Source organism: Novosphingobium sp. UBA1939, from assembly GCF_002336885.1.
Taxonomy (GTDB): domain Bacteria; phylum Pseudomonadota; class Alphaproteobacteria; order Sphingomonadales; family Sphingomonadaceae; genus Novosphingobium.
This window is the reverse complement of sequence record NZ_DDFB01000137.1, coordinates 207910-228731: the sequence shown is the minus strand read 5'-3', so window position 1 is coordinate 228731 and position 20822 is coordinate 207910. Positions and strand designations below refer to the sequence as shown.

Here is a 20822-nt window from a genome sequence, read left to right as displayed (position 1 = left end):
TGACCCCGTCCCTGGAAATGCCTCCAGCGGGAATGAGAGGAATCTGGCAAAATCGAAGCTGCGCGCAGCTGGAGGTTTTGCATGAAGAAGTCGAAGTTCACAGCGGAGCAGATCGCGTTTGCGCTGCGCCAGGCAGAAGTGGGAACGCCGGTCGCCGAGATCTGTCGGAAGATGGGCGTTTCCGAGGCGACGTATTACCGCTGGAAGCAGTTGTATGGCGGTCTGGGGCCATCGGAACCGCGCAAGATGCGTCAGCTTGAGGAAGAGAACCAGAAGCTGAAGCGCCCTTGCGTGGCCCACTCCCATCCGCTGGCGGCTCTGGACCGGCCTGCCTTGCCAGCCGATCTGGAACCGCATGTGCAGCTTGTGCTGTCGGACCCGCTCGAAACACAAGGTGCCAATTACGGGCTGGCCAGCGCTCGCCTGTGGCGCTTTATCGACCTCGGGCGGCGGCTGGATTTTCTGCTCGCGGGGCTCGGCTGGTGCCGCATGCCCGACCATGTGGTCGCTGCGCCGATTGCCCGGGGACAGGTCGTGCGTTTCCAGATCGAGGACGACCCTACCCCGCGCGAGGGGCTCACGATTTATGCCGCGCATCGGCGCGATCGCGGGCTCGGTCCGGGCGGGCGGCGTCTGTGCGACGAATTGCGCCAGCGCTTGATGTGAAAGGGCAGAGCCATGATCCACTTGGCAGGTTGTGCGAGCAGCCATGCATCAGCGGGTAGATGGACCTCAGCCCTTCGGCATGGACACGATCGTCATTGTGCCCGGCGCCTTCACCCTTCACCACCGGTACTGCGCATTTCATGCATGCCAACCAGCTATCCTGCCGTGCAGGCACTGCATGGGCAGTTGACGGCCTCAACGCCAGCGCATCAATGGCTCTTTATGCGCAGTCACTGGTCTTTGATCCCGTTTCGCACGCGGCCTGTGGCCGCTGAAAGTCGAATGAAGCTCGGAGGAACGGCAGGTTTTGGGAGAAGCTGTTGTTGAAGAGCCAGTAAGGGAACGACAAGGCTTGGTCGGGTTCGTCCAGTCCGCCGCGGTGGGAATTACCGCCTTCAAAGGGGACGTTGCACGGCCTGGGGGCCGGCCACCAAACCGCTCCTTCGTTCATCTTCTGGGGAGAGGCGGCAAGCGGCGGCTTACAACGACGCGGCAAGCATCGCCGCTCGGCGCCAATGGCGGGGCTGCGGACGCTCCGCTGCCTAATCCGGCAAATTCTGCCCCAGCAAAACCACCTCGCTGCCATCTGCGACCAATGCGTTGCCGTCAAAAGTTTTCAGCCCGAAAATGGGATCGCCTTGTGGGTCATGAATATGTGCCTCGGCTTGAACGAGAATGCTTGGCAGATCGCCGTCTTCGCCGCGCCACAAAGCGTATTGCGGGATCAAAACGTCAAGAGCGCTAGGCTGAGCCCCTTCCGACGATTGCTGGCAGAAAACCGCGTTACCTTGGTCAACGTCATCCATTTTCGCGGATCGCCCTGCCAGAAAGCCTTGGGTTGGGAGCGATGGCCAATTCATGAGGCTATGAATTGCGCAAAAAACGAATGGCCGCAATGTTATCGTGTCCGCCAAGCCAGGTTTTTGCGCGGGAATGGCGATAGCCGCCGCCAGCGTGCCGGCGTCACGCTCCGCCTCTAAAGTAGACGTTCAGTGCCTCCGGAGGCTCAACCCAAACTTGTCGTTCATTCATAAAATGCTCAGGGCAGATGGCGCGCCATGCGTGTCTTGAGCAGTTCGACGAGTTCAGGTTGCATGAAGGCATAATCGTCCGGGATATCCAGACAGATAATCCGTTGCCCGCGCAGGGCCTTGCGGAATCGCCGTTGCAGTTTGGCGCGATGCTGCTTTTCCATCACCACGATGATGTCGGCCCATGACACGAGTTCAGCGGTCAGTTGGTTTTCAGCATCGTGGTTGGTGCCCGCAGAAGAGACCTCCAATCCCGGATAAAGAGCGAAAACTTGCTCGGCTGTAGGGCTGCGCAGGCGATTCTGGCTGCAAATGAAGAGTATGGCTTTCAAGCAACGCCTCTGGCGAAAATCTGCGGACGTTTTTGAGCGCCTTGCCGAAAAGGTCAATCTGAACTACCAGCCTGTTCAGCCAAATCCGGCCTGTTCTTAAACCGAGGAAAGGAGAAGACCATGCGCGCAGCATTCGCACGCCACAAATGCCGCTTCTTATTTCCCTGTGTTCAGGAACAGATTGCATGGGCAATTCTCTCACGGGCGACGCGTCTCGCCTGATTGCTTTCCGCGGCCTTCGCGCCGCTGATTTTCCCAAATTTTTTGCCGTCGTCGCTCCTCTCTTTGGGGAGGTGAATCATGCGCGATGACATGTTCAAGGTGATTGTCGAACGCCCTCGCTGGGGCGCACGGCACGCTGCCTCGCCCAAACTGAAAAGGATGCCTCACGCCGACACGAAGCATATCGGGCTCAAGCGCCATGTTCGCATCGGTGCGCCCTACACCAAGATGCTCAACGAAAACCTTGCCCCGCTGCTGCGCTACTTGCGCCGCCAGCGCGGGCGCCGCTGGGACGCCGTCTTCAGCGAGATTTGCGCCAGCCTCGACACAGGCAGCACCGTCAAAATGCACGTGCGCCAGCATATTGAGGACTTCGTTCTGACGCGTATCTCGATCGGGCGTGGCGGCGAGTGGATGTTCGAGGGGCAGGTTCTTGGCCACAATGGCCAGTGGTTCCGCCGACGGGAGCTGTTTGTTGATCCACGAGACGGCATCCTCAAGGATATGAAGCAACTTGAGGCATGGCTGGCCGCGGGACAGATCCACGGCAAGGGAGGCCTGCGATGAGCGACATAACTCTGATCGCCGCCGATCCCTCGCGTTTCGACCCTCTAGCGCTGGACCAACTCGACGCCTGCGCGCGCTATGGCGGCATGGCGCGCGTCGTCGGACTACCCGATCTCCATGCCGGCAATGGCATCGCGGTGGGCGCGGCTTTTTGGTCTCCTACCCACATCTGGCCCCATTTGGTGGGCAGCGACATAGGCTGTGGCATGGCGCTGTGGGAGACGGACTTGCCTTTGCGCAAGTTTCGGCTCGGCGCGGTAGAGCGCAAGTTGCACGGACTGGATGGGCCTTGGGCGGGCGATGGCGCCGCGGCTCTGGTCGAGGCCGGATTGCCGCCCAGTTTGGTCAGTCCTGCGCTGGGTACCATCGGCGGGGGCAACCACTTCTTCGAATTCCAGCGCATTGAGGCGGTAGCAAATGAGGAGCGCTTTGCTGCATTGGGCTTGGCGCAGGATCGGGTGTGGATGATGGTCCACAGCGGATCGCGTGGGCTGGGGCAGGCTGTCTTGCAGGCGCATCGCCAGCCTGACATCAGCCAAGGCATCCCGGCCAATAGCTCGCAAGCCCAAGCCTATCTGTCCGACCACGATGCGGCCTTGGGCTGGGCCATCCTCAACCGCCAGATCATCGCTGTGCGCTTTTGCGATAGCCTTGGCCTTGAAGGGCGCTGTGTGCTGGACATCTGCCACAACAGCGTCACCCCGCATCAAGGCGGGTGGCTGCATCGCAAGGGGGCCGCCCCCGCTGACAAGGGGCTGGTGACCATCCCCGGCTCGCGCGGGGATTTCAGCTATCTGGCCGAGCCCATTGTCGATGGCGCGGATCATGCCCTCCATTCGCTGGCCCACGGCGCGGGGCGTAAGTGGAGTCGCAAGGATGCCCACGCCCGCTTGTCCCGCCGCTTCAAGGTGGCCGATATGCAGCGTACGAGCCTTGGCAGCCATGTGATCTGCGAAGACCGCCGCCTGATTTTCGAGGAAGCGCCCGATGCGTACAAGGACATTGGCATGGTCATCACGGATCTGGAACAGGCAGGGCTGATCCGCGTCATTGCCAAGCTGCGCCCCCTTCTCAGCTACAAGACGAGGGCAGCATGAGCGAGGTGATCCTGCACATCACGGCGGGCAAAGGTCCGCAGGAATGCCGCTGGGTGGTGGCACAATTGGCACGTGCTTTTGCGCGTGAGGCAAAGGGCATCGGGCTGGAATGCGAGTTGCTCGATGGGGCGGAAGATTTGTCGCCCTCGATCCTGCTGCGCATCGTGGGCGATGGGGCCTCACCCTTTGCCGCCCAACGCATTGGCACCAACCTGTGGATCGGCAACAGCCCCTTTCGCCCGACACACAAGCGGCGCAACTGGTTCGTCGGCGTGGCTCTGGCGCCGGAGCCCGAAACCATCAGCGACCTGCGAGAGGACGATATCGAATATCAGGCAATGCGCGCCAGCGGGCCCGGCGGCCAGCATGTCAACAAGACCGACAGCGCCGTGCGGGCCACCCATCGTCCAACGGGTCTTGTCGCCACAGCGCAGGAACAGCGATCCCAGCACGCGAACCGCAAGCTGGCGCGGCTGAAACTGGCGATCATGCTGGACGAGCGGCGCGGACAGGCCAAGGATGATGCGCGCCGATCCCAGTGGCAGGTCCATCAAGAGCTTGAACGCGGCAATGCGGTCAGGGCGTACACCGGAAGCAAATTTGCGCTGAAGGCATGATCAGTCACCCGATGGAGAGCAGATGCTCGCCATCGCCCTGCCTTGTCAGTTCGATCCGCCGCCCCGTGAAGCGCCTGGCGATGTCGATAGCCGTGCGCGTATGCTGGCTGGGTTTCACGGTCGTGAAAGCGCCACCACTTGCCAGCACGAAAGGCAGGACCAATTGGTCAGCGAGATACGGTCCTGCAAATGCCGAGGTCGCGATGTAGCCTGCCATGCGCGCAGCGGCAGTCTTCGCCAGGCTTTCCGCAGGGACGCCAAGCTGGCCGAAACCGCTCACGACTTCGGTGACGTTGGCGTAACGCGCCTCCAACATCAGGATCACGCCCGGCCCCTGTTCAGCCGGGAGTTCGCGCACCACAAAGGCGTCGTCGGACCAAGCGGCCAGGTCGCGCCTGGCGCGCGCCAACATGCGTTCGGCGATCTCGGACGGCAGACCTGTGTAAACCGCGTGTCCGGCAACACCCAGTTGCTCGCCGCGCGTGGTGCAATCTATGGGGACCAATGGCGCCGGGACTATGTCGACCTCGATCCGTCCACCGCCGCGCGGATAGAAGCCGTGCCGGACGAGCCGTGCGGAAACGGTCGGTCCCATGCGGTTGATGACCGGGAGAAAAGTCCGCTCGATGAAGTCGAACGGTGGCGCCAACATGTTGTGTGTGCCACCTTCGAGAACGAGGCGCGATGGACTGTCGGCAAGGATGAGCGGCATCAGTACGGTTTGGAGTACAAGGCCGGTCGATCCTGCGGTGCCAACGGCAAAGAGATACTCGCCGGGGACCGCTCGGCCGGGGCGGAATTCCAGCTCGGACCCGCCGACAGCAAGGCCGGTGCATTCCGAACCTGAAATCACGCATGCGGCTTCCACTGCGGTCACATGCTGCCGCATGAGGCCGGGCTTCGAGCGCTTTGCGCGGATGTTGCTGATACGGAACGGCTCGCCGGTTAGGAGCGACAGCGCGCATGAATTGCGCACCATCTGCCCGCCGCCTTCGCCTTCCGATCCGTCGATTGTGATCATGGTACTTTCATTCGATGGGGCAGGTCGCCCGCGTGAAGGGGGATTACCCCTTCACGCAGACCACCTGCTTCAGCGTATGAACAATCTCCACCAGATCGGCCTGTGCGGCCATCACGGCTTCGATCGGCTTGTAGGCCTTGGGCGTTTCATCGATGACGCCCACGTCCTTGCGGCATTCGACACCTTCGGTATCGCGGACATGTTCATCGAGCGTAACGAGGCGCTTGGCCTCGTTGCGGCTCATGACGCGTCCGGCCCCGTGAGAGCAGCTGTCGAAGCTCTCCGGGTTACCCAGCCCGCGCACGATGAACGACTTTGCGCCCATCGAGCCCGGGATGATGCCCAGCGTTCCCTTGGCCGCGCGCACCGCTCCCTTGCGGGTGATGAGCACGTTCTCGCCGAAGTGGTTCTCGCGTGTCACATAGTTGTGATGGCAGTTCACCGCTTCCAGCTCGGCCTCGAAGGGCTTGGCGATCTGGCCCCGAAGCGCGGCGATGACGTTGGCCATCATCATGCGCCGGTTCAAGGCCGCAAAGTCCTGCGCCCAGCCGACCGCCTCGACATAGTCGTCGAAGTGATCGGTCCCTTCCGGGAAGTAGGCAAGGTCCTCATCGGGCAGGTTGATATGCCACTTGCGCATGTCCTGCTTGGCCAGTTCGATGAAGAACGAGCCGATGGCATTACCCACGCCGCGCGAACCCGAATGCAGCATTACCCAGACGCGCGCCTCCTGATCGAGACACAGCTCGATGAAGTGGTTTCCCGTGCCGAGCGTGCCGAGGTGCACCAGGTTGTTGGTGTTCTTCAGCCGCGGGAACTTGTCGCAGATCCGCTCGAACCGAGCGACAAGCGTGGCCCAGGCCTCGACAATCGCCGGGGGCGGCGAACCCCAGGAACCCTTGTCGCGCTTGCCGCGCCCGACATCGCGCCCGTGTGGCACGGCCTGCTCGATCGCCGAGCGAATAGCCTCCAGGTTGTCCGGAAGGTCATGCGCCATCAGCGAGGTGCGGGCGGCCATCATGCCGCAGCCGATGTCCACGCCAACGGCCGCCGGGATGACCGCGCCCTTGGTGGGGATTACCGATCCCACGGTGGCGCCGATCCCCACATGCACGTCCGGCATGGCTGCGACATGCTTGAAGATGAACGGCATCTTCGCCGCGCGCGAAAGCTGGTCGCGCGCCTTGTCGTCCACGGGTACGCCGCGCGTCCACATCTTGATCGGCACGCCGCCCTGCACGGCCTGAAACTCGAACGTCGTATCGGCCATGAACGGCCTCCTTTGCTTGCATCATGGTGCCGGCGACGAAGTTTGGCGAGACATTACCCGGCTCTCAGCCGGGTGGAGGAGTCGAACCTCCTAGCCCGATGTAGTCCCGCCGGCATTCGCCAGCATTGAAAGTGTTCACGGCGACGAGGTGTGGGAAAGACATGCCCCCGAAGGGGCGCCGCTCTAACCGCTGAGCTACAGGCCCGCACATGGTGGACCCGGCGGGATTCGAACCCGCGACCGGCATCGTCACAAGATGTAGTCCTTACCCGGCATTCGCCGTGAATCGGGGTTGCCGTGGCGACAAGGGATGGCGAGACGCGGTCCTTAAGCTACGTGTCGGCGGCGGGATTCGAACCCGCATCTCCCGTCACCCCTTCTCCCGCAAGAGATATGGCAGATCGGGGCGCTTTACTCGTCGGACCTTCGGTTGGGGACATGTAGTCCCACCGGCATTCGCCACGGCAATTCGGTGAAATTCATCAAAGGGTCACGGCGACCAGGTTTGGAAAGACATTCGTGCTCTACCAACTGAGCTACCGCCCCGAGGGACAGGCGGGGATCGAACCCGCGACACCGACATTATCAATGTAGTCCTTCCGGCATTCGCCGTGACCCTTTTCTATCATACCTCCGTATTCTGAACGATCTCGACCCAGTCACGCGACTGCCCGGAGGCAAAGCGCGCCATTGCGTCGAACACCGCGTCGGTGAAGCCACCGACATTCATGATGTCTGCGCGATCCCCCTTGGAATCCGGGGCCTGCGTGGAGCCATAGGGCTGGATGTCGATGCAGATCAGCTTCGCGCCCGGGTTGCGGGCCTTCAGCTTGTTCCACTCGTTCATCGTCGCCGTGGCGCCGCGCCGCGAGGGATCGACCCAGGACTCGTTGTCCGAGACGATCACCACGACATCCACCCGCGCCCGCTCCGTGTTGAGGAGCGCCAGCGGAGCCGAGACATTGGTCCCGCCGCCACCGACCCCGGCCAGCTTCGCTGCATTCACCGCAACGCGGGCATGGGGATCGAGCTTCAGCCTGACCACGTTCTGCTCGAACGGGATCACCCGGGCATCGCGGTTCTGGCGCAGCACGGCGGCGGCAACCAGCGCGGCGATGTCGATGCAGCGCACCTTCGAGCTGGCACCCTTGCGGTAGCCCGTCGCCGGCGAACCCATCGAGCCCGAGACGTCGGGGCAGACCACGACCTGGTCTTCCAGCTTCGGCACACCGGCCAGCGATGCTTCGAGCGCGCTTTCGAGCGCCGCCTGTACCGCCAGTGGTACACCGTCACCCACCTGACCCAGTGCCACCATCAACTGATAGGGCATCGGGCGAACGCGGGTGATCGCTGCGGGATCGGCGAGCCGAGCCGCGACCGCTTCGGTGACCCCGTCTACCGCGAACGCGCCATTACGCGCCAGCGTGTTGAGGTTCATCCGCAGCGCCTGCCAGCCCATGCGGCCAAGACCGTCACGGGTAGCAAGGACGCCCCACTGCTCAGACGAGAGCGGGAAAGCGGTCAGCCATTCGAACGGCACCGGGGGCAGCTCGCCTTGCGGCGTCCGCTTCCAGGCTTCGAACGCCGCGATCTCGACGGGCAACGCTGCCACATCGTATGGCTTGCCAATCAGCCAGCCATAGAACGCACGCCGCTCAGCATTGGCTGGAGCCGGGTGGACCATCTTCACGATGTCCGCCAGGCTCGGATCGTTGCCGGTAGCCGCCTGCATCAGCTGCGCCATCGACGCCTGCTCCAGCCATTCGCGGACCAGCCGCTTCGGCCGCGAGCCAAGCGAGGCACGGCCAACCTGACCCGAGCGCATGATCTGCACGAAGGTGCGCAGCATGCGGCCGTTGTCGATCACGCGCCGGAACACGCGCACCGACAGGTCGGGATCGGCCACCGTCAGATAGGCCGCCAGCAGAGCCGGCATATCCTTCATGGCGCCCGACTGGCGCGCATAGACCGCGCACTTGGCGACCCATTCCGGATCGACATCCTTGGCCGCCAGCACGACATCGGCGAGCTGGGTCTCCGCGCTCGAGTAGAAGCCATCGGCGAGCGTGCCGGTTGCGGCAAGCTGGGCCAGCCTGGCTTCGGGGCCATAGGCATAGGCGGCCCCACCCGCCTGGTTGACCGTGTCGGCGCGCGGCAGGAACCGCGACAATGCCGAAGCGAAAAGATTCCTGTTGGCCATAGTCCAACTCCAAAGCTTTCGGACCTGCGAGGCGGCCGGCCCATTCCGGCCGCCTCATGGTTCCGCTGGTGCCGGGCTGTTCGACCGACCCGACGCCAATATCGTTGCAGAGCGCGTGCCAGTTGCGCTCGACAGCGCTAGGAATTTTTATAATAGATTGTAATTAGGCCATTTTATCTCCGATTTGAGATACTGAACCCTCGACATTGCTTTGCAGCATTTCCCAATATTGTATCCCTGAATATAAGATTATATATCCTGAGCGCATGAAGCCCACTACGGTCATCAGCTTTCTCGGCTCCACGCTCGACGCCTCCAAGTTCGGTCCGTCCCGCTGGATGAAATGGCGGCCTTCTGTTGGCCTGTGCATGCACGAGGACCTCCGCGTCGATCGTTTCATCATGATCCACGGCTCGGCACACCGCCGCCTCGCCGAATATGTCAGCGAGGACATTGCATCGGTCTCGCCTGAGACGTTGGTTGAGCGGCACGTCATCGACTTCGCCGACGCTTGGGATTTCGAGGAAGTGTACGGCAGGCTGCTCGACTTCGCTCGCTCGCAGCCGCTCGACCCGGATGTCGAGGACTATCTGATCCACATCACCACCGGCACCCATGTCGCGCAGATTTGCCTGTTCCTGCTGACCGAGGCACATTACTTTCCTGGCCGCCTGCTCCAGACCCAGCCTCGGCGCGGCGCACCCAATGCGGCCGGGACCTGGAGCGTGATCGACTTAGACCTGTCACGCTACGACAGCATCGCCACCCGCTTCGCCAGCGAAAGCGCGGAAAGCACATCGTTCCTCAAGTCCGGGATCGAGACGCGCAACGCCGCGTTCAACGCGATGATCGACGAGATCGAGCAGGTCGCCAGCCGCACCCGCGCTCCGATCCTGCTCATGGGCCCCACCGGTGCAGGCAAGAGCCAGCTTGCCCGCCGCATCTTCGAACTCAAGAAGCTAAAGCGGCAGGTCAGCGGTTCGTTCGTCGAAGTGAACTGCGCCACCCTGCGCGGCGACAGCGCGATGTCGGCACTGTTCGGCCACAAGAAAGGCGCCTTTACCGGAGCGGCAGCAGATCGACCGGGCCTTCTGCGCACCGCCGATGGTGGCATGCTGTTCCTCGACGAGATCGGCGAACTCGGCCTCGACGAGCAGGCGATGATCCTGCGCGCGATCGAGGACAAGCGTTTCCTCCCGGTCGGTGCCGACCGCGAGACGGAAAGCGACTTTCAACTGATCGCCGGCACCAATCGCGATCTCGCTCAGTGCGTCGCTGATGGCACCTTCCGCGACGACCTTTACGCACGTCTGAACCTGTGGACTTTCGCGCTACCCAGGCTCGCCCAGCGCCGCGAAGACATTGCGCCCAACCTCGATTACGAACTCGACCGCCACGCCGAACGTGAAGGCGAACGGGTGACCTTCAACAAGGAAGCGCGCGAACGCTACCTCGCCTTCGCGATGTCCGGCGAAGCGCAATGGCCCGGCAACTTCCGTGATCTTGCCGCCAGCGTCACCCGCATGGCGACGTTTTCGCCAAAAGGGCGGATCGACAGCGAAGTCGTGGACACCGAGGTCGCGCGCCTGAAGCGTGCGTGGACCGGAAAACAAGACTCACTTGATCAATTGGACGGCTTGCTAGGCAAGGAGGCCTTGGCCGGCATCGACCCCTTCGATCGCGTTCAACTCGCCTTCGTTGTCGAAACCTGCCGCGCCAGCCGTTCACTTTCAGATGCCGGACGCAGACTTTTCGCCGCATCGCGTACCAAGCGAGCAAGCACCAACGACGCCGACCGGTTGCGCAAATATCTGGCGCGCTTTGGTATCACGTGGGAACTCGTGACTGGGTAACGCTTAGTCGCAATAGCTGACGTTTACGGCATTTGATCGCATCGTCCAAAGCGGCCTTCCGTTCATGGGGTGCCTTCGGCGGCGTGACAAATTGGCTATTGGAGAATTCGTCATGGCTGCGGAGATCACGGCAACGATCATAACGAGGATTGTAAGCACTTCCATGTAGCAATGCTCGCACGGAACCCGGATTCCGGTAACGATAGCTTGGGCAGCAGGCGATTGACGTAAAGCACTTCCCTTGATTCAAGGCTGCTTTTGAGAGGCAGGTCTGAGCGGGGGTGATCTCACCGAGGCAGAATGGCGCGTGTTGAAGGGCTTGTCACCAATCGAGCCCAAGAACCGTGGTCCAGGCAGGCCGCCAGAGCTGAACCGTTCGATCATCGATGGCATCCTCTGGCGGCTTCGGTGCGGTGCTCCATGGCGTGATGTGCCGCCCAAATATGGCAGTTGGAACACCATCTATCACCGGTTCCGGCGATGGAGCGGGGCCGGGGTCTGGGAGGGCGTGGCGGTGACTTTGGCCGAGGTCATGGTTGACAGCGGCCACTACAGCACCACGGTTCGCGCCCATGTCTCTGCAGCGGGCGAAAAAGGGGGACTCATCGACGCGCTCTTGGTCGCTCGCGGGGCGGGTTCACCAGTAAGCCACTGCATGGCCGATGCCCTCGGACGACCGCTTGTTTTCCACCTAACGGGAGGAGAAGCAGCGGATTGGAAGGCTTAGACGACCTGATTGACTTGCCTGAACGGCGCCGGATGCTTTTCTGGCGGACAAGGGCTACGATGCTGACGCTATTCGCGCCAACCTTGCCGCGCGGAAGATCGAACCCGTAATTCCCGGACATTCCAACCGCCGGGTGAACATCGAATATGACGGGCGCTCTGCAAGCAACGGAACCGCATCGAACGCATATGCGGTCATCTCAAGATCAACAGTGCAATCGCGACCCGATACGATCAGTCGGCCAAAAGCTTCCTTGGCATGGTTCATATCGCCACCGCTCGATACTGGCTCAAATTTGTCCACGCCGCCTAGTAAGAAGACGCTTTACATTAATGTGCTCAGCCTCGAACACTCTGGACCAAATAATTGTAAAGTGCTAATGTGGATTCCAATTATTTTGGGAATGGGAACTTCAATCTTTTGGGAGAGCCCATTTGACCGATGTGCGCAAACTTGCCTGCATCGCCTGTCCCTTGGCGTCCAAGGCCGGCGAAAAACGCCAACGCTTGGAAATGACGTCGCAGGTTGTGATCACAAGAATTTGACGAATTGGCTCTTTCCCAAACGAATTGCATCCACTCACCAAGCCATCCGCGGAAACCTCCACCTCAACATTCGCAGTACCCTCCCAACCCTGACGCGCAGCCTGAGCGGGATAATCATCGTCAGAAAAGATCTCTGTTACAGCCTCTTTTGGCTTGGGAGATGTGACCGCAGGCTTGCCGGACCCACGATTGATGCGCTCCAACTCCACGGTACACCGCTTGAGCATCGAGTATTGTACGCCACCATCTTTAACAGATACCAGAAATTCTGGCAAATTTTCAAAAGTCTTAATTTTAATCCCCGAATATCCAAAAAATATTCTGAGTATACCAGATCCTACATCTACCTCAGTTTTATGAAGATCAACGTTAACCTGAATATCTTGCACGAGACTCGGGAGGTCGATAACTATCTTTCCACTTTGGTCTGTATACGGAACTATTTCTACCGAAGCCGCAGGGATCTGGTGCTCGTCTACCAAAGCATTTCCTTGGACGCTTAAAAATTCTCCGCGTCCTCGAGTCATAGCCGCATCTACGCTAAGACCAATTATTCGCCCATCCTCAAATCGTATTTCAGCCTTACCAAAATAGGTCGCACAGCCATTTGCCCCCCGAGAGACAATCCCGTTGGGGCCAACATCCCAGAAGGTCGTGTTCTGCGGCCATGACTGAGCCATAGCAACATTTGGAAAAATCATTAAGATAGAAGCTACGACTGCAAAGATTTTCATGATCAAAACTCATCAAGGCACGGTAAATTCTCGATTCCGGCTTTCTTTATCAACAGTTCAAGCCCATCTCAATGCGCTCTCACAAGCCGGATCAGAGCTTCTCCGCCATGATCGCTTTCGCCGGAACCTGACGCTGACTTCGCCTGTCATACTTACCACTGGACCTTAAACGAACTTGTTCAGGACGGGCACTGCTGCCCGCATTCCCTGTCAAGCTGCTATGCTCGCTCGACATCCGCATTGTCGGTGCGGTATTATGCTGTAGGGTATGCGAGCAGCCCGCTGGCAGGTGACCATGTTCGATTTTCTGACAAAGCAGTTCGTCGACATTATTGAGTGGTTGGAGGAACCCGGTCAGCTGGCTTGGCGGGTGCCTTTTGCAGACCAAGAGATTCAACATGGCGCGCAGCTGACGGTGCGCGAGGGACAGATCGCCGCCTTCGTCAATGAAGGCCGGATTGCCGACTACTTCGGGCCAGGCCTCCACACTCTGGAAACGGCCAACCTGCCTTTGCTCTCAGACCTAATGAACTGGGACAAGGGCTTCCGTTCACCTTTCAAGTCTGACGTCGTGTTTCTTTCGCTCAAGGAACAGCAGGGGCTCAAGTGGGGCACAGCTCAACCCATCACTATCCGCGATACCGAGTTCGGCGCCCTGCGGCTACGCGCGTTCGGCTCGTACTCCATCCGCGTGAACGAAGCTGTACCTTTCATCTCAAGGGTGCTTGGCACCATGTCCGGCGTGACCGTCGCATCGCTCGAGCCGCAGTTGCGGGCCGCGATCCAGACCGCGATGGCAACAGCGTTGGGCGGCAGTGGCATCGCTTTTCTCGATCTTGCGGCCAGCCAGCAGGCCTTGTCGGACAGGATCAAGGTCGAAGTCGACAAAGCATTCGCCCAGTGGGGCCTTACCTGCCTTTCATTCTACGTGGAGAGTGTCTCGCTACCCGACGAGGTGCAGACCCATCTCGACAAGGGCAGCTCCATGCGGGTGCTTGGCGACCTTGCCGGTTACACTCGCTTTCAAGCCGCCGAAGCCATCGAGCAGGCTGCGGGTAACGACTCCGGAGTAGCCGGTATCGGCGCAGGCATGGCGGCCGCGACCGCCCTTGGCGGTGCTATGGCCCAGGGACTCAGCGCTGCGCCCGCGGTACAACCTTCCGCCGCAGTCGAAGATCCCTTGGCGACAATCGAGAAGTTGCACCGCCTGGTGACGATCGGAGCCTTGAGCCAGGAAGAATTCGAGGCCAAGAAGGCCGAGCTGCTCAGCCGGATCCGCTGAGCATAACCGGGGCGGGGGAATGGAGAGCGTGAACTGTCCCTCTTGCGGGGCTTTGCTCCCGCTGCGCGATCCGGGGTTGCCTTACTCGACCTGCCAATACTGCCAGAGTCTCGTCCGGCGGCGGGATGGTGTTGTCGAAGCAGTGGGAACGGTGGCCAGCTTACCCCAGGACGTTTCTCCGATACAGATCGGCACGACATTCGCCCTCGATGGCAACAGTGCCGAGGCGGTTGGCCGGGTGCGCTGGGGTTGGCAGGATGGTTCGTGGAACGAATGGTTCCTGCGCGCCGACGATGGCCGGCATTACTGGCTGGGCGAGGCCATGGGCATGTATATGCTGACCAGCGAATACCCCGCCGTGCTGGAGGTGCCTGCTATCAGGAACTTCGTCGACGGTAACGCCATTGCCGTGGGGGTCACCGTGAAGGCTGGCGGCAAATGGCTCGCGGCAACAGATGTGAAGGAAACGGCCTGTCTTGGCAGCGAAGGCGATCTGCCCTTTCCGACGCTTCCGGGCCGGACCATGACCAACGTCGATTTCCGCAATGCTGACGGCGACGCGCTTTCGGTTCAGCGGGACGATGATGGCACGACGGCGTGGCTTGGTCGCTGGAGCGATCTGGCAGGTTTGCAGCCTAGGAACCTGCGCTGGATCGAAGGCTGGACCATGCCCGGAACGCTGGCATGACACTGGCCCGCGCCGTCACTTGCCCTTCGTGCGGCGGTTCAATCGAGGTGCGGGCTGCCGGCTACACCGTCACCCTGGCTTGCCGTTATTGCGGGTCGGTGCTCGACGTGGCCCACGAAGATGTCCGGCTGATCACCGCCTACAAGCGTGCGAACGCCAATTTCGCCATCGAACTCGGCACGCGTGGAACCTTATTCGATGTCGAATGGGAAGCGATCGGAGCGCTGCGTCGGCGGAGTTCCGGAGCGATCTGGCAAGAATACCTCCTGTTCAATCCTTATGCGGGATACCGCTGGTTGGTCGTTGCTGATGGTGAGTGGCAATTCGGCACGATGCTGCTCGATCAGCCGGAAGGCGCAGGGGCTTCGATCGAATGGCGAGGAGAGAGATACGCGCTCGATGACGAAGCGACGGTCGAGACCACGACCGTCCTCGGCGAATTCTACTGGCGCGTTTCACGTGGGGATCGCGCGCAATGCACGACCTTTGAACGCGGAAGCGACTTCCTGTCCCGCGAGACCACGACGGACGAGGTCACATGGACCCAGCTAGTACCGGTCCACCAGCACGAAGTGGAGGACGCATTTGCTGTCAGGCAGCGCTACAAGCCTCGGGCGGGCCTTGCGACCAAGCGGAATGGTTTCTTTTCGGCGCCGGGCACGGACCAAAACGACTTGCCGATGATGTTTCTCATGGCACTGGGCGCGCTGCTCATCATTGGGATCGTCCAGTACGTGATGAGCGGACCAAGCCTGTGCGCCAACAATCGCTTCAGCGTCATCGTAGGCGCCGCCACCACGACCCACAAGATTGGCACGATCGACGTGAAGCGACCTTGGCAATTCGTCACCATTCAGGCGGACAGCAATGACTTCAGCAACCGCTGGGTGGATCTCGACTACAGCCTGGTCAACCGCCGCACCCAGCAATCGATCGACGCCTATGGCATCGTGGAATACTACACCGGGTCAGACAGCGACGGCCCATGGACCGAAGGCAGCCATCATGGCGAAACACTCTTTGCCGGCGTTCCGCGCGGCAGCTACGATGTCTACGTCGACACCGGAGCGCATGGCTGGCCGATCGATCCGCCCGCGAATCCGGCGGATCCCAACAACCCATGGAGCGCGCCGGAAGCGGTATCGCTGTGGTTCAACGCCTGTACCGGAGGGTATTCGTGGGGCACGTTCTGGATTTTCGCGATCCTACTGCTCGGCGCGCCTTGCCTGATCGTGTGGTGGAGGCACCGGGGTTGAGATGAGCAAGCGCCTGACCGCTTTCTCCGCTTGGTGCGCCTTCCTGATCATCCTGGCAGGCATCGCGACGTGGTTCGCCTGGTCGCCCTTCTCCGACGACGAGCGACCTGTCTCCTCCGCCTATCGCGGCCCCACCCACAAATAGTCCACCCTTTGCACGATGGAGTGCTGCCGATGCTGACCCTCGATGTTTTCCTCGCCACCGTGCTTTATGCGGCCCTTGGTATTGTCATATTTATCGTGAGCTTCGTGCTGGTCGACAAGTTGACGCCAGGCGAGCTCTGGCGCGAGATCATCGAGCGCAAGAACCTTGCAGTGGCGCTGCTTGCCGGGGCTGTGGCGATCGGGATTTCCAACATTATCGCCGCTGCCGTGCATGGTTGATCCCGTCACGAGGGATGACAGCGGGGTTGAACCAGACTCTCCTGCATCCCTCGCCGTCATCCTGCTGGTATCGGTCCTGGTGGTCGCTACATGCGGCCTAATCTACGAACTGCTCGCAGGGACACTCGCCAGCTATCTGCTTGGCGACAGCGTAACGCAGTTCTCGACCGTTATCGGCAGCTACCTGTTCGCCATGGGCGTCGGCAGCTACCTGTCGCGCCATGTCCAGCACAACGAGATCGGGGTGTTCGTTCGCGTCGAAATCCTGATCGCCGCGCTCGGTGGATGGTCGGCGGCCGGGCTCTTCTTGCTCTTCCCCATCGTCGAGGATTTCCGGGTCGCACTCTATGCCTTGGTGCTAGCGATCGGCATCCTCGTTGGCCTGGAAATCCCGTTGCTGATCCGCATCTTGCGCCATCGCTTCGCTTTTCGGGACCTCGTTTCGAACGTCCTCACTTATGACTACATCGGGGCCCTCATCGCCTCCTTGCTATTCCCGCTAGTCTTGGTGCCATGGCTGGGCATGATCCGCACCGGTTTTGTCTTCGGTCTGGCCAATGTCGGCGTGGCCGTCGCCTTACTTCTCGCCCTGCGCGCGCGGCAAGGCATTGGCCGCGATCTCGTCGCAGCCCTCATCGTGCTGGTATCGCTCATTGCCGGCCTGTTTGCAGCTGACCACATCCAGCGCAGGTCGGAAGTCGCGTTCTATGGGGAGCCTGTCATTTATGCCCGTTCGACGCCCTACCAGCGCATAGTCATCACGCGGCAGGACAAGGACCTGCGTCTCTATCTCAATGGCAACCTGCAGTTCTCGACACGCGACGAATACCGGTATCACGAGGCGCTCGTCTGGCCCGTGTTGGGCCGCGTTGCCCACCCACGGCAGGTGTTGATTCTGGGTGGTGGCGACGGACTTGCCGCACGTGAAGTCCTGCGCGATCCGCGCGTATCGAAAGTGACGCTGGTCGATCTCGACCCAGAGATGACACACCTGTTCCGGGATGTGCCCCAGCTTGCCCAACTCAACAGGCATTCGCTATCCTCTCCCAGAATGCACATCATCAACACCGACGCATTCCGTTGGGTCAGAAAGGCGACCGGGCCCTATGATGCGATCCTGATCGACTTCCCCGATCCCACCGAATTCTCGCTCGGAAAGCTCTATACCGAGAGTTTCTATCGCGAGGTCGCACGCCTGCTGGCCCCGGCGGGGGTGCTGACGGTGCAAAGCACGTCGCCGCTGGTGGCGCCGCGCTCTTACTGGACGGTGGCAAGCACGCTTGAAGCTGCCGGGCTGTCGGCGCGCGGCTATCACGCCTATGTTCCCAGCTTCGGCGAATGGGGTTTCACACTGGCTGCGCACAGCCCGCCCGGGGATGCGGTGGCGCTTCCGGTAGGGCTTCGGTTCCTGACGCAAGCGAGCGAACGGGGCATGTTCGATTTCCCGCCCGATATGGCGCGTCGCCCCACCCCGGTGAATCGCCTCGACAACCAGGCTCTGGTCCGCAGCTTTGCCGAAGAATGGGGCCATTACGATGGCTGATGCCACCCGGCGCGATCTCCTGAGAGTCAGCGCCGCCGGAGCAGGCACCCTCGCTCTGGGCAGTTGCGCCAAACCATCCATCTCTGGCGCGCTCGACGGCGCGAATTGGCAGCGCGGCCATCTTGTCCGCGACGGCAAGTTTCCTCCTGCAAACGGAGCGGAGCAGCAGGCGGCAATTGTGATCGCCGGCGGCGGTGTGGCCGGGCTCTCCGCGGCTTGGCGGCTCAAGACCGCCGGCTTCGACGATTTCGTTTTGTTGGAGCTTGAGGACACCGTTGGTGGTAACGCACGATCTGGCCGCAACCAGGTGAGCGCCTATCCACTTGGCGCCCACTATCTGCCAATCCCGAACAAGGAGGCTGTGGCTCTGCGGCACATGCTGAAGGAGTTCGGCATGATCGTCGGCGAAGAGGGCGGTGCCCCGGTCTACGATCCGTATCAGCTCTGCGCCGATCTCGAAGAACGCCTGCTTTGGCGGGGGAGTTGGCAGGAGGGGCTCTTTCCTTCCAGCGGACTGACAAGCGAAGACGCAGCCCAACGCGATCGCTTTGCAGGCGAAATGGCGCAGCTGCGCAATGCAGTGGGTGTGGATGGGAGACCCGCGTTTGCCATACCCCGCGCCTATTCTAGCGCCGACCCCGCCTATACCGCGCTCGACCGCCTCTCGTTTGCGCAGTGGCTCGATCTGCAGCGCTACACCTCCCCCGTGCTGCGTGCCTATCTGCGGTATTGCTGTCGGGATGACTATGGAACCGAACCGGACGAGGTTTCGGCATGGGCTGGCGTTCACTATTTCGCCGCACGCCGGGGGTGGGCCGCGGGTGCCGACGGCGATCGTGAACTAACCTGGCCAGAAGGGAATGGGCGGCTCGTTTCGCTGCTGCATGAACAAGTCGCCGGCCATATCCGGTCGGCGCGCAGCGTGTTCGCAATTTCCCAGCGGAGCGACATGGCTGTAGTCGATGCCTTTGACCACGAGGCTGCATCCAGCACCAGGTGGAGAGCGGCTTGCGCGATCGTCGCCATGCCGCACTTTGTGGCCTCGCGGGTAGCGCCCGCCCATGCCAACAAGGGTCATTTTCGCTATGCGCCCTGGGTCGTGGCCAATGTGACCGTCAACCGGCATCCCAAGGGGCGAGGCGTAGGCATTGCCTGGGACAATGTCTCGACCGGCAGCGACAGCCTTGGTTATGTCGTCGCGACGCACCAGTCGGCCAGCGGCGGCGATGGCCCAACCGTGCTGACGTGGTATCTTCCCCTGTCCAAAACCGCTCCACAAGAGGCGCGAAAGCTTTTGATGACGCGCACGTTGCGGGCATGGCAGCAGCTGATAGCGGACGATCTCCTGACAATGAATCCCGATCTGGCGGGCGCCATCGACAAAATCGACGTCTGGCGCTGGGGCCATGCCATGATCAGTCCTACCATAGGCTTCCTGTCCGATCCGGCGCGCAAGGCGGCGATCGGTGCAGCACCGCCCGTTCTCTTCGCCCATTCTGACCTGTCCGGTCTTTCCCTCTTCGAGGAGGCGCATTACCGCGGCGTGGTCGCGGCGGAGGCCGCGCTGACCCACCTTGCTCAACCTTTCGAGAGCCTTGTTTGACATGACGCACTTGCCTGGCACCAGTGTCCATCTAATTGCGGACCTGAGCCACGCGACGGGGCTGAGCGACTTAGCGTTGATCGAGGCTACATTGCGCCAAGCAGCTTTGGCAGCAGGCGCCAAAGTCTTGAGCGTCCATGTTCACGCCTTTGGCGGGGACATGGGCGTAACCGGGATCGCCCTGCTCGCGGAATCGCATATATCGATCCACACTTGGCCAGAAACTGGTGAGGCGGCAATTGACCTATTCGTCTGCGGCAAAGAGGTGAATGCAGAATGTGGACTAGCCGTAATTGTCGAGAATTTTGCTGCGGTGATCAACCAGACATTTAGAATTGAACGACTTTCAAAAAATATTCTCACCGAAAATGAGTAATATACTGACCTGTCTGAATGACCGTGTCGACCACCTTCGTGACCGGATAGAAATTGCCGCTGCCGCAATAGCCGCCGTTCAGGCACCTGATTTGGTGCGCCGGAAGCGGTCGTGTGCTTGCCTATGTCGCTAGGCCCGTGAATAGCATGGGTTGGTGGGGAGAGGACGTCTAAGCAGGTGCCGCGGAAAGATCATCCCGTACCTTGGTTAGTATCAGTCCCAAGAGGTTTTGGCCTCGCCATTGTTTGGGTGAGTGCCCAAGCGGATCATCTACCCCGCGACCAACACCCCAGATCCAATCTCGTGGATTTGCCTCAACCAGCATGGCCTTACCAGTATTTCGAAGCTGCCTGAGTGCTCCTGGATTCTGGCTAAACTTTGCTATGTTCCCACGATAGACGATATCGATCTTCCACTCGTTCCACTTCTCGGGTTCGAAGCCTGAAACCAGCTGACCCAGTCGTTTTTGTGTGCTCGGGTCGGGGCTCGCCAGAATCTGTCGAGCAACCTCCAGATCGCCAAACAGAAGTGCTTTCGCGAACATCATCCATTGCTCGGCAGCAACGAACGACTGACCATCAAGGTTGAAAGGCGTGAAATGCCATTGGCTGAACACACCCTTCAAGAACGGCACAAAGGTATCAAAGTCGGCCGGATCAGGCAGCGCGGTATATTGAACGGCTGGCTTATCAAACTTTATTGCCTGCATTCCGTTTTCGCCCCCCTCGGCGTAGGTGCGTGGCACGATGTGAGAAAGCCTGCAATGTCGCCGTGTCCGAAAGGCCGCTTTAGGCCCGTTTGGGGTGGG

General features: G+C 60.9%; 21 protein-coding genes and 1 pseudogene. 15 read left to right on the top strand and 7 right to left on the bottom strand.

What is annotated here, in order from left to right; genetic code table 11:
- Positions 1–81: 81 nt before the first annotated feature.
- A pseudogene (locus B3547_RS22110) lies at positions 82–285 on the top strand (transposase); the annotation flags it as partial.
- 6 nt (positions 286–291) lie between these two features.
- Complete coding sequence (locus B3547_RS22105) at positions 292–666, top strand: LysR substrate-binding domain-containing protein (protein ID WP_414690592.1); 375 nt, start codon at positions 292–294, stop codon at positions 664–666.
- A gap of 542 nt (positions 667–1208) precedes the next feature.
- Here the strand turns inward: B3547_RS22105 and B3547_RS18770 are convergent.
- Both B3547_RS18770 and B3547_RS18765 read right to left on the bottom strand, forming a co-directional pair.
- On the bottom strand, positions 1209–1472 hold the full coding sequence (locus tag B3547_RS18770) for a hypothetical protein (RefSeq protein WP_292965777.1): 264 nt from the start codon (positions 1470–1472) through the stop codon (positions 1209–1211).
- Positions 1473–1705: 233 nt separating this feature from the next.
- The gene (locus B3547_RS18765; RefSeq protein WP_292965775.1) at positions 1706–2029 is read right to left on the bottom strand and encodes a low molecular weight protein tyrosine phosphatase family protein; all 324 of its coding nucleotides are present in this window, start codon (positions 2027–2029) and stop codon (positions 1706–1708) included.
- A 300-nt stretch (positions 2030–2329) separates the two neighbouring features.
- On the opposite strand from B3547_RS18765, the gene B3547_RS18760 reads away from it, so the two are divergent.
- From B3547_RS18760 to prfH, 3 genes are read left to right on the top strand one after another with little or no spacing between them, the layout of a single operon-like run.
- Positions 2330–2818 carry a hypothetical protein gene (locus B3547_RS18760; RefSeq protein WP_292965772.1) on the top strand — a complete coding sequence of 163 codons (489 nt, stop codon included), beginning with the start codon at positions 2330–2332 and terminating at the stop codon, positions 2816–2818.
- Complete coding sequence (locus tag B3547_RS18755; protein WP_292965769.1) at positions 2815–3915, top strand: RNA ligase RtcB family protein; 1101 nt, start codon at positions 2815–2817, stop codon at positions 3913–3915. Before B3547_RS18760 ends, B3547_RS18755 begins: the two co-directional genes overlap by 4 nt.
- A complete protein-coding gene (prfH, locus tag B3547_RS18750; protein WP_292965767.1) occupies positions 3912–4532 on the top strand; it encodes a peptide chain release factor H in 621 nt (206 codons plus the stop codon). The genes B3547_RS18755 and prfH overlap by 4 nt, the downstream gene beginning before the upstream one ends.
- Before the next feature lie 4 nt (positions 4533–4536).
- Here prfH and rtcA read toward each other — a convergent pair whose 3' ends face one another.
- From rtcA to B3547_RS18735, 3 genes are all read right to left on the bottom strand, one after another.
- Complete coding sequence (rtcA, locus tag B3547_RS18745; RefSeq protein ID WP_292965764.1) at positions 4537–5553, bottom strand: RNA 3'-terminal phosphate cyclase; 1017 nt, start codon at positions 5551–5553, stop codon at positions 4537–4539.
- A 43-nt stretch (positions 5554–5596) separates the two neighbouring features.
- Entirely contained in the window at positions 5597–6823 is a 1227-nt protein-coding gene (locus tag B3547_RS18740) for an RtcB family protein (RefSeq protein WP_292965761.1), read from the bottom strand.
- Positions 6824–7448: 625 nt separating this feature from the next.
- Positions 7449–9023 (bottom strand): vWA domain-containing protein, encoded by a 1575-nt coding sequence (locus tag B3547_RS18735; protein WP_292965758.1) that lies wholly within the window; start codon positions 9021–9023, stop codon positions 7449–7451.
- A 266-nt stretch (positions 9024–9289) separates the two neighbouring features.
- Between B3547_RS18735 and rtcR the strand changes: the two genes are divergently transcribed.
- Positions 9290–10876 (top strand): RNA repair transcriptional activator RtcR, encoded by a 1587-nt coding sequence (gene rtcR, locus B3547_RS18730; RefSeq protein ID WP_292965755.1) that lies wholly within the window; start codon positions 9290–9292, stop codon positions 10874–10876.
- A 271-nt stretch (positions 10877–11147) separates the two neighbouring features.
- Positions 11148–11603, top strand: a complete 456-nt coding sequence (locus tag B3547_RS18725; RefSeq protein WP_292965928.1) for an IS5 family transposase — start codon at positions 11148–11150, stop codon at positions 11601–11603.
- Positions 11604–12015: 412 nt separating this feature from the next.
- On the opposite strand, the gene B3547_RS18720 is transcribed toward B3547_RS18725, so the two are convergent.
- Positions 12016–12882 (bottom strand): energy transducer TonB, encoded by an 867-nt coding sequence (locus B3547_RS18720; protein WP_292965752.1) that lies wholly within the window; start codon positions 12880–12882, stop codon positions 12016–12018.
- A gap of 295 nt (positions 12883–13177) precedes the next feature.
- Here B3547_RS18720 and B3547_RS18715 point away from each other — a divergent pair, with 295 nt between their 5' ends.
- From B3547_RS18715 to speD, 8 genes are read left to right on the top strand one after another with little or no spacing between them, the layout of a single operon-like run.
- Positions 13178–14164 (top strand): SPFH domain-containing protein, encoded by a 987-nt coding sequence (locus B3547_RS18715; protein ID WP_292965750.1) that lies wholly within the window; start codon positions 13178–13180, stop codon positions 14162–14164.
- Positions 14165–14216: 52 nt separating this feature from the next.
- On the top strand, positions 14217–14852 hold the full coding sequence (locus B3547_RS18710) for a DUF4178 domain-containing protein (RefSeq protein ID WP_292965747.1): 636 nt from the start codon (positions 14217–14219) through the stop codon (positions 14850–14852).
- Positions 14849–16108, top strand: a complete 1260-nt coding sequence (locus B3547_RS18705; protein WP_292965744.1) for a DUF4178 domain-containing protein — start codon at positions 14849–14851, stop codon at positions 16106–16108. Before B3547_RS18710 ends, B3547_RS18705 begins: the two co-directional genes overlap by 4 nt.
- Before the next feature lies 1 nt (position 16109).
- Positions 16110–16253: a hypothetical protein gene (locus B3547_RS18700; RefSeq protein WP_292965741.1), complete on the top strand. Its 144-nt coding sequence runs from the start codon at positions 16110–16112 to the stop codon at positions 16251–16253.
- A 29-nt stretch (positions 16254–16282) separates the two neighbouring features.
- Positions 16283–16492: a DUF350 domain-containing protein gene (locus B3547_RS18695; protein WP_292965738.1), complete on the top strand. Its 210-nt coding sequence runs from the start codon at positions 16283–16285 to the stop codon at positions 16490–16492.
- Positions 16485–18035 (top strand): polyamine aminopropyltransferase, encoded by a 1551-nt coding sequence (locus B3547_RS18690; protein WP_292965735.1) that lies wholly within the window; start codon positions 16485–16487, stop codon positions 18033–18035. Before B3547_RS18695 ends, B3547_RS18690 begins: the two co-directional genes overlap by 8 nt.
- Positions 18028–19638 carry an NAD(P)/FAD-dependent oxidoreductase gene (locus B3547_RS18685; protein ID WP_292965732.1) on the top strand — a complete coding sequence of 537 codons (1611 nt, stop codon included), beginning with the start codon at positions 18028–18030 and terminating at the stop codon, positions 19636–19638. Before B3547_RS18690 ends, B3547_RS18685 begins: the two co-directional genes overlap by 8 nt.
- A gap of 1 nt (position 19639) precedes the next feature.
- Positions 19640–20014, top strand: a complete 375-nt coding sequence (gene speD, locus B3547_RS18680; RefSeq protein WP_292965729.1) for an adenosylmethionine decarboxylase — start codon at positions 19640–19642, stop codon at positions 20012–20014.
- 169 nt (positions 20015–20183) lie between these two features.
- Here speD and B3547_RS18675 read toward each other — a convergent pair whose 3' ends face one another.
- A complete protein-coding gene (locus tag B3547_RS18675; protein WP_292965726.1) occupies positions 20184–20759 on the bottom strand; it encodes an NADAR family protein in 576 nt (191 codons plus the stop codon).
- Positions 20760–20822: the final 63 nt, after the last annotated feature.

Excerpts from the sequence above, each read along its gene's own strand:
- B3547_RS18685 (WP_292965732.1), top strand. The coding sequence starts at position 18,028 with ATGGCTGATGCCACCCGGCGCGATCTCCTGAGAGTCAGCGCCGCCGGA.
- B3547_RS18705 (WP_292965744.1), top strand. The coding sequence starts at position 14,849 with ATGACACTGGCCCGCGCCGTCACTTGCCCTTCGTGCGGCGGTTCAATC.
- speD (WP_292965729.1), top strand. The coding sequence starts at position 19,640 with ATGACGCACTTGCCTGGCACCAGTGTCCATCTAATTGCGGACCTGAGC.
- B3547_RS18735 (WP_292965758.1), bottom strand. The coding sequence starts at position 9,023 with ATGGCCAACAGGAATCTTTTCGCTTCGGCATTGTCGCGGTTCCTGCCG.
- B3547_RS18715 (WP_292965750.1), top strand. The coding sequence starts at position 13,178 with ATGTTCGATTTTCTGACAAAGCAGTTCGTCGACATTATTGAGTGGTTG.
- B3547_RS18770 (WP_292965777.1), bottom strand. The coding sequence starts at position 1,472 with ATGGATGACGTTGACCAAGGTAACGCGGTTTTCTGCCAGCAATCGTCG.
- rtcA (WP_292965764.1), bottom strand. The coding sequence starts at position 5,553 with ATGATCACAATCGACGGATCGGAAGGCGAAGGCGGCGGGCAGATGGTG.
- B3547_RS18755 (WP_292965769.1), top strand. The coding sequence starts at position 2,815 with ATGAGCGACATAACTCTGATCGCCGCCGATCCCTCGCGTTTCGACCCT.
- B3547_RS18760 (WP_292965772.1), top strand. The coding sequence starts at position 2,330 with ATGCGCGATGACATGTTCAAGGTGATTGTCGAACGCCCTCGCTGGGGC.
- prfH (WP_292965767.1), top strand. The coding sequence starts at position 3,912 with ATGAGCGAGGTGATCCTGCACATCACGGCGGGCAAAGGTCCGCAGGAA.
- rtcR (WP_292965755.1), top strand. The coding sequence starts at position 9,290 with ATGAAGCCCACTACGGTCATCAGCTTTCTCGGCTCCACGCTCGACGCC.
- B3547_RS18695 (WP_292965738.1), top strand. The coding sequence starts at position 16,283 with ATGCTGACCCTCGATGTTTTCCTCGCCACCGTGCTTTATGCGGCCCTT.
- B3547_RS18700 (WP_292965741.1), top strand. The coding sequence starts at position 16,110 with ATGAGCAAGCGCCTGACCGCTTTCTCCGCTTGGTGCGCCTTCCTGATC.
- B3547_RS18720 (WP_292965752.1), bottom strand. The coding sequence starts at position 12,882 with ATGAAAATCTTTGCAGTCGTAGCTTCTATCTTAATGATTTTTCCAAAT.
- B3547_RS18740 (WP_292965761.1), bottom strand. The coding sequence starts at position 6,823 with ATGGCCGATACGACGTTCGAGTTTCAGGCCGTGCAGGGCGGCGTGCCG.
- B3547_RS18690 (WP_292965735.1), top strand. The coding sequence starts at position 16,485 with ATGGTTGATCCCGTCACGAGGGATGACAGCGGGGTTGAACCAGACTCT.